This is a genomic window from Amycolatopsis sp. NPDC104587, assembly GCF_055583645.1.
Map to the genome: position 1 here is coordinate 22,532 of NZ_JBVJNO010000030.1, position 7,600 is coordinate 30,131.

Sequence of the window (7,600 nt, forward strand, 5' to 3'; positions counted from 1 at the left end):
CGCGATTGAAAGCGAAGGCCCGGCGATTCTGCCGGGCCTTCGCCCTTTCGCGCGCCCGGTCGCCGCGGCACGCGGTGAAACCGGATTCGCGGCGCACCTGCCCGGCAAGGCTTCGCTGATTCCGGTGTTCCCGGATCGCCGCGGTCACGCCGGCCTCGGAGCTGCGGCGGGTCAAGGACGCTTACGACCCCGGCAACGTCTTCCACCACAATGCGAATATCCCGCCGAGCGGAACATGAATTCACAACCGTGAACGACTATCCGCCGGGTGTACAAGCGCCAGTCCGTTGTGGAAAACTTCCGGTCACCTGGAGCATTTCCCCACACGGAATGGCGGGCACCTGTGAGCGTTACCCGGAGAACCCTGCTGACCACCGCGGCCGGTGCCGCGGTGGCGGTGAGCGCCAGCACCTCGACGGCCGCTTCGGCGGCCCCCCTCGATGCCTCCGACCAGGCATCGGTCACCCGGACGCTCCGCCAAGCGGCCGACTACGCAGTAGCCAAGCTCCGCGCGGTGGCGCCCGGCGTCACGGCGTTTCCGACCGGCACGAAGTTCGAGAAATGGGTTTATTCGCAGAATGGCGACTGGGTCGGCGGTTTCTGGCCCGGCCAGTTGTGGCTCGCGTGGCTGCACAGCGGTGACGAACAATTCAAGACCCTCGCGCTGGCGTCGGCGGAGAAACTCGCGCCGCGCCAGAACGACACCGGCACGCACGACCTCGGTTTCCTCTTCTACCCGTCGTGGGTGACCGCCTGGCGGCTCACCGGGGACGACAAGTGGAAGACGGGCGCGATGCAGGCCGCGTCGTCGCTGATCAAGCGCTACAACCCGGCCGGGAAGTTCATCCGCGCCTGGGGCGCGCTGACCGACCCGAAGGACGCGGGCCGCGTCATCATGGACACGATGATGAACCTGGACCTGCTGGCGTTCGCGTCGAAGCAGACCGGGGACCCGCAGTACCTCGACATCGCGATCGCGCACGCGAAGACGGCGCAGAAGAACTTCGTGCGCCCGGACGGCTCGACCCCGCACGTGTTCGACTTCGACCCGGTCACCGGCGCGCCGATCGGGCCGAACACGGTGCAGGGCTACAGCCCGGCGTCGTGCTGGTCGCGCGGGCAGGCGTGGGGCGTCTACGGCTTCACGACGATCTACCGCCGGACCGGCGACAAGGAGTTCCTGACCACGGCCCGGCGGCTCGCGGACTACGCGCTTTCGAAGCTGACGCCCGACCAGGTGCCGGTGTGGGACTACCTCGCCCCGCAGGCGCCGAACGACGTCAAGGACGCCTCCGCCGGCGTGATCATGGCGTGCGGCCTGCTCGACCTCGCCGAGGTCACGCACCGCCCGCAGTACCGGGACAGCGCGCTGCGGATCCTCGCCGCGGTGTCGCAGACGTGCCTGACGACGAAGTCCACGCGGGCCGAGGCGAGCGTCGCGCGCTGCACCCGCAACCGCCCGGCCGAGGACGGCATCGAGGTGTCGCTCCCGTACGCCGACTACTACCTGCTGGAGGGCATCCTGCGGGTGCTCGACCGGCGCAAGGTCGACCGCGCGGTCGACCTGTCCAGCCTCTGACCGCCGGGGAGGCCGCCACCTCCCCCTGTCAATGCTGGTGGTGCGCGTGCACCTTCGCGTGGCCCAGGCCGCGCCCGATCATCCACTTGTTCACCGGCACCGTGACGACGAACGCGATCGCCAGCGAGAGCACCAGTGCCAGCCAGAACAGGAAGCTCGCCAGCCCGGCGTCCATCGCCCCCGGGATCGCCACGACAACGGTGTTGTCGATGACCTCCATGACGGCGATCGACACGGTGTCCGCGGCCAGCGCGACCTTGAACGCCGCCGCCGCGCTCAGCCCCGACTTCAGCACGCCCCGCATGGTGAGGCCGTACCCGAAGACGAACGCGAGCGCGATCGACAGGACGACGGTCGCGGCGTTGTGCAGGCCGAACGCCGTGCCGAGGACCATGCCGAGCACCTCACCGATGGCACAGCCGGTGAGGCAGTGCAGTGTCGCCTGGATCGCCGTCGGCCAAGAGGCTCCGTGCTGTTCGCTCATGGGGTCGAATATACCCCCTAGGGGTACCTGCAGCACGTTCCGTGAGTCACAACTGACTCCAGCGCGCCCAGGCGGCCGGGCCGCCGTCACCACACAGCCACCGAGCGCGGACCCCTCATCACCCACCGTCACCAAAACCGCCGACCAGGCGGTTTCCCGTCAAGAACCCACCAGGCAGAACTCACTTCCGTAACCCTTTGCGCACATCCCGTTGACCACAGTTACGCGGGGCCCTACGTTCGCCCTTGGTCTCCACCGTGCGCAGACCGTTCGAGAGTCCTGAGGAATGGGTAGGGATGCGAGGGCCGACGAAGACGTTCCGGCTGGTCGCGACGGTGCTGCTGGGTGCGGCGCTCGCGCTCGGCGGTTGTTCGGAACCGCTGGGGAGCGCGCCCGAGCCGTCGCCGACCCGGATCGCCTTCGTGCCCAAGGTGCGGGGCATCCCCTACTTCGAGGCGATGAACACCGGCGGCCTCGAAGCGGCCAAGCAGCTCGGTGTCGAGTGGTCCGCGACCGGCCCGGCGAGCGTCGACCCGGCCGAGCAGGTCAAGATCCTGCAGGACCTGATCGCGAAGAAGGTCGACGTCATCGCCGTCGCGCCCAACGACCCGGCCGCGCTCGCGCCGGTGATCGCCGAGGCGCGGGCGAAGGGCATCCACGTGCTCACCTCGGACACCGACGCCCCCGGCACCGAGCGTGAGGTGTTCGTCAACCAGGCCACCGCGAAGGGCATCGGCACCGCGCTCATCGACGCGCTGATGGCGAAGACCGGCGGCGCCGGGAAGTACGCGATCGTCTCGTGCGGCCCGGCCGCCGCCAACCTCAACACGTGGATCTCGGTCCAGAAGGAGTACGCGGCCACGAGGTACCCGAAGGCCCAGCTCGTCGAGACCGTCTATGCGGGTGAAGACCAAGACACCGCGACAAGCCTCGCCAAGGAGCTGATGGCCCGCCACCCGGACCTCACCGGCATGGTCGGCGAGTGCACGACCTCCGCGCCGGGGGTCGCGAAGGCCGTGCGTGACCAGCAGAAGATCGGCCAGGTGTTCACCGTCGGCGTCGGCACGCCGCAGGCGATCAAGCCGTTCCTGCTCGACGGCTCGTGCTCGCAGTCGGTGCTGTGGAACGTCGAGTCGCTGGGCTACCTGACCGCGTGGACGGCCAAGCAGGTCGCCGACGGCAAGCCCCTGGCCCCGGTCAACAAGGTGAGCCTGGAGCTGCCGGCGGTGAAGTACGACCTCACGTCGAAGACCGTCCTGCTGGGCGATCCGCTGCTCATCACCGCCGACAACGTCGACCAGTTCAAGTACTAACGGACGTCGATGGTGACCGTCGCGGTGCTGGTGGCCGCCGGGAGCCGTGTGGTGTCGACCACCAGGTACTCGCCGTCGTCCTGCGTGCCGTCCGGCAGCGTCTTCGGGTGCAGCGTGTACGGCGGGGCCGCGTTCGTCACGCCGTCGATGCCGAAGTCGTTGTCGTTGCTGATCACGAGCGTGCGGCCGCCGTCGGTGGTGGCGACCCCCTCGACCTTGTCGTGGCCGAAGAAGCCGCCGCTCGGGTCCAGCGATGTCACCAGGGCACCGAGGTCCAGGCGGAGCTTCTTCGACACCGGCGTGATGCCGGCCGCGGCGAGGTGCTGGGTCGCGTCGGCCGTGGTGTCCTTGCCGACGTAGGCGTCGATGCTCTTGCCGCCGACGAGCACGCCGCCCTTGACGGCGTCGTAGCCCGCCGCCTTCGGTCCGACGTCGGTGGCGCCGGTCAGGTCGATCTCGAAGAGCTTCTTGAACGCGCCCGGCTCGACCTTGCCGTCCCGCTCGTCGACCAGGAACCGGGTGGCCGACAGCGCGGTGATCTCGCTGACCGCCGTGCCGGTCGTGTCCGGGTCGTCCAGCAGGTAGAGGTACTCGTGGGTGGCGCGGGTGCGCAGGTCGACGGTGACGATCCGCAGCGTGGTGACGTTGCCCGGCTTCTTCGTCAGGTCGGGCTGCTGCAGCGCGGACTGCATGACGCCGACCAGCGTCCGGCCGTCCGGGGTCAGCGCGAGGCCCTCCATGCCCTTGTTCGGGACCCGGTACTTCAGCTCGGCCGGCAGCGAGCCGTCGAACGGCGAGAGGCGCTCGAGCGCGCGGCCGTCACGGCCGAAGTGCGTGATGAACGGGCCGTACTCGTCGGACACCCAGAAGGTGCCGTCGCGCTGGGCGACGAGGCCTTCGGAGTCGTACCCGTAGGGCGACTGCGGCAGCGTCTTCCCCGCGAGGTCGACGATCTTCTCGCCGGTGTCGGCCAGCGGGCTGACCTGGCCGTTGTACGGCGTGCCGTCCGCGGCCCGGAGCGGGATCTTCTTCTCCAGCACGGCTTTCCCGTCGTGGAGCCGGAACTTCCCGATGGCCGGGGTGAACGCGGGCAGCGGCTCGATCTTGCCGCCGTCGGGCGCGTCGACGTTCGGGCCGCGGTCGGTCAGGCCGTAGAACTCGTCCCTTTCGCCGGGCACGGGGGTGAGCGCGGAGCCGTACGCGCCGCCGTTGATCCGGACCCCGCCGATCGTGGCGAGCGGCGGCAAGGTCGTCGGGTAAAGCTTCACCGCGTCGGAAACGGTGTAGGTGAAGGAGTCCCGGCCGGTGAAGCCGGGCGCCGGGGTGTAGCGCAGCGTCCCGCCGGCGGCCACGGCCACAGTCCCGTGCGCGGCGGCGGTGTGCCGCACGACGGCGGTGGCCGACCGGTCGTTGCCGAGCACGTCCCCGCGCACGGTCCCCCCGGCCCGCACCCGGTAGTGGTCGTCCTTCGCCCGCGGCCCGTGGTCGTGGTCATGGGCGGCAGCCGGCCCCGCGGCGGCCAGCGGCAGCACCAGCACCCCGGCCAGCACGGCGATTCGTACCCGCTTCATCGGTTTCTCCTCCTCCGGCGCGTGGACCCGCGCCGGAGGAGGAGTCTGAGTGGCCGAAGTGGACAATGGCCGTCTTCGAGAAGGCGCCGGAGTTAACGGTGCCGTCGGTGGGCCAGCATCGCGCCGCTGCCCAGGATCAGAATCAGGGCCGTCAGGCCCCAGCGGCGCTTCTCCTTCGTGCGGACTCCCGTGTCCTCGACCACCGGCGCCGCCTTCTCCGTCGGCCGGACGCGCGGTTTTGCGGACGGCGGCGGCGCGACCGGCGCCTCCACCTTGGGCTCGGTCGTCGGCGTCGGCGTCGGGGTGGGGGTGGGTGTGGTCGGGGTCACCGCCGCCGGTTGTTCCACCGGCGGTGGCTGCGACGGCGGAGGCGGCTCCGGCGTGGGAGTGACCGTCGGAGTCGGAGTCGGAGTCGGTGAAGGCGTGGGCGTCGGCGTGGGAGTGGGAGTGGGAGTGGGAGTGGGAGTGGGAGTGGGCGGCGCCGCCTCGACGTAACACCCCGCCGCGTCCCCGCTCACCAAAGCGGGACCCGTCGCGACCTCGACCGCCTCGCTGGAACCGTCGCGCGGCAGCCGGTAGGTGACACTCCGGCGGCCGTCCCGGTTGGCCGTGGCGTAGAGCGAATCCGGGCCGAGGACCACCGAGCCGTACGCGCCGCCCGGGGGAAAACTCAGCCCCGGCACCGGCACGACCTTGCCCGTCGACGGGTCCAGCGTCACCACCGCGCCATCCCCGCGCGAAGTCGTCGAGACGCCGTACAGCAGGCCGGACGCCGAGTCGTACGCGAAGTCGTCGACCCCCGCGGCCAGCGACACCGGGCGCAGCGGCGTCCGGTGCACCACCCGCACGTAGTCCGCGCTCGCCGGGTCGACGTCCACTGTGTACAGATCGGTGTCCTGCCGGACGTACCAGCGGTTGCCGTCGATCGCGCCGGCCGTGGCGCCGGTGACCTGGCTCCACACCGGGTGCGGCGTGCCCGCGCGGCCGACCACACCCAGGTCCGTGACCTCGCCCGATGCGTCGATCCGGACGGCGTGCGCGCCGTGGTCGTACCGGCCGCCGCGGGTGCCGTCGGCGACGCCGTAGACGACGTCCTGCGCCGCCGAGTACCCCATCGCGTTGATCCAGTAGCTCGCCTGCGTGAGCCGCTTGGTCGAGCCGCCGGGCAGGGACAGCAGCCGCAACGTCGTCGGCGCGCCCGCGCGTTCGTTCTCCGCCTGCAGGATCGTGCAGCCGTCCGTGGCCTGGGCCGCCGGGCGCTTCGACGACGGCGCGAGCCAGCCGGTCGCCGCGAGCAGGGCCGACACCGCCGCGGCGACCCCGAGCATCGCCGCCCAGCGGGCCCGCCCGCCGGTCAAGCCAGCCTTTCCAGCGCCGAGGTGAACGCCTCGGGCGGCACCTTCGCGCCACCGCTGAACGGGTTCTGCAGCTGGTAGATCGCGAACAGCAGCAACGTGATCGTGCCGGCCAGCGTCGACACGATGATGATGTGCGCGGCCAGGCGCGTGCCGCCGAAGAGGTTGGGCAGCAGGATCGCGGTGATCAGGCTGCCGAGGATGAGCGCGAACCAGACGACCGCGCCGACCCCGCCGCCGCCGGAGTTCGCCAGCCGTTGCTGACGGGCCTGGTAAACCGACCAGAGCTGGTTGCTGGCCTCGGTCTTGCGGTCGACCTGCCAGTCGCCGTCGACCTCCGCGGCGGCGACGGCCTGCCGCATCTGGTCGAGCTGCGTCCAGCCGGTCTCGGGCACTTCGCCGCCGTCGGCCAGCCGCGGCCACTCCTGCTGCTCGACGGTCTTCGCGTAGGCGATCGCGAGCTGGTGGACGCGGTCCTTGGCGTCGGCGGGCAGCGCGTCGGCCGCCCACGTCGCGGCGATCAGGCTGTCGGCCTCGGTCTGCGCGTCCTGGCTCGCGGCGCCGACCGAGTCGAACAGGGAGATCAGCACGAACGCGACGAGGACCGCGTGCAGCCCGCCGACGATGGTGAACACCTGGCCCGCGGCGTCGTTGTTGTCGGGCCGGCCCTCGTCCCAGCCGAACCGGCGCACCAGGTACGCGATCAGGCCCCCGACGAGCGCCGCGCCGGCCACCCAGAGACCGCCGGCCACGAAGATGTTCATCCACGTCCTTTCCGCACCGCGCGTATTCAGCGCCGGAGCGCTCAAGTTAGTCAGCTGTTTCCGGCGGGACAACCGGGAATTGTTCGAATTCATCCGGGTGGCCTCACCCGCGCCGATGTTATCGCCGGTTCGGCGCAGCCGGACTATCGCCCTGCCCTTCCGCCGCTGCCCACGGCGACCGCCGATTCCCCTTACGAGCTGCGGGTTTTCCCTAACGAGTGATACCCGGGGACGCCGGGTGACGACAGCCGTCGGCTCTGTCCTCATGGGTGTCCGAAATGGGCGGACGGCAACCAGGTGACCCGCGCGGGTGACCCGATCGTGTCATTGTGCGCGGGAGCGCGGTTGCTATCTTGATTTCGCGGCGTCGCGAATCCGCTCGATTACCCGGAAATAGCAGGTCATGTTCGGCGCGCCCGCGCGCCGGCGCTGATGATGAGGTGGTTCTCGCTGTGACTGTCACCGACCCGGTGGAGACCGAACAGGCGCCGTTGAGCCTCGGACGGGCCGCGGCCCGCACCCTGGCCACCACGA

The 7,600-nt window shown here is 70.6% G+C and carries 7 protein-coding genes; 3 read left to right on the forward strand and 4 right to left on the reverse strand.

Annotation, left to right across the window (positions count from 1 at the left end):
* Positions 1 to 161 precede the first annotated feature (161 nt).
* Together ACZ61C_RS47560 and ACZ61C_RS47565 are read left to right on the forward strand one after the other, a co-directional pair.
* Complete coding sequence (locus tag ACZ61C_RS47560) at positions 162 to 239, forward strand: BBE domain-containing protein (RefSeq protein ID WP_465314619.1); 78 nt, start codon at positions 162 to 164, stop codon at positions 237 to 239.
* 104 nt (positions 240 to 343) lie between these two features.
* Positions 344 to 1,579: a glycoside hydrolase family 88 protein gene (locus tag ACZ61C_RS47565; RefSeq protein WP_465314613.1), complete on the forward strand. Its 1,236-nt coding sequence runs from the start codon at positions 344 to 346 to the stop codon at positions 1,577 to 1,579.
* Positions 1,580 to 1,607: 28 nt separating this feature from the next.
* On the opposite strand, the gene ACZ61C_RS47570 is transcribed toward ACZ61C_RS47565, so the two are convergent.
* Positions 1,608 to 2,063, reverse strand: a complete 456-nt coding sequence (locus ACZ61C_RS47570; RefSeq protein WP_465314614.1) for a DUF4396 domain-containing protein — start codon at positions 2,061 to 2,063, stop codon at positions 1,608 to 1,610.
* A gap of 296 nt (positions 2,064 to 2,359) precedes the next feature.
* On the opposite strand from ACZ61C_RS47570, the gene ACZ61C_RS47575 reads away from it, so the two are divergent.
* The gene (locus tag ACZ61C_RS47575) at positions 2,360 to 3,376 is read left to right on the forward strand and encodes an autoinducer 2 ABC transporter substrate-binding protein (RefSeq protein WP_465314615.1); all 1,017 of its coding nucleotides are present in this window, start codon (positions 2,360 to 2,362) and stop codon (positions 3,374 to 3,376) included.
* On the opposite strand, the gene ACZ61C_RS47580 is transcribed toward ACZ61C_RS47575, so the two are convergent.
* The 3 genes from ACZ61C_RS47580 to ACZ61C_RS47590 form a co-directional block, all read right to left on the reverse strand.
* Positions 3,373 to 4,947, reverse strand: a complete 1,575-nt coding sequence (locus tag ACZ61C_RS47580; protein ID WP_465314616.1) for an esterase-like activity of phytase family protein — start codon at positions 4,945 to 4,947, stop codon at positions 3,373 to 3,375. The two genes, ACZ61C_RS47575 and ACZ61C_RS47580, sit on opposite strands and share 4 nt — an antisense overlap.
* A 92-nt stretch (positions 4,948 to 5,039) precedes the next feature.
* Entirely contained in the window at positions 5,040 to 6,305 is a 1,266-nt protein-coding gene (locus ACZ61C_RS47585; protein WP_465314617.1) for a DUF6923 family protein, read from the reverse strand.
* Entirely contained in the window at positions 6,302 to 7,066 is a 765-nt protein-coding gene (locus ACZ61C_RS47590; RefSeq protein WP_465314618.1) for a bestrophin-like domain, read from the reverse strand. Before ACZ61C_RS47590 ends, ACZ61C_RS47585 begins: the two co-directional genes overlap by 4 nt.
* Between the last annotated feature and the right edge of the window lie 534 nt (positions 7,067 to 7,600).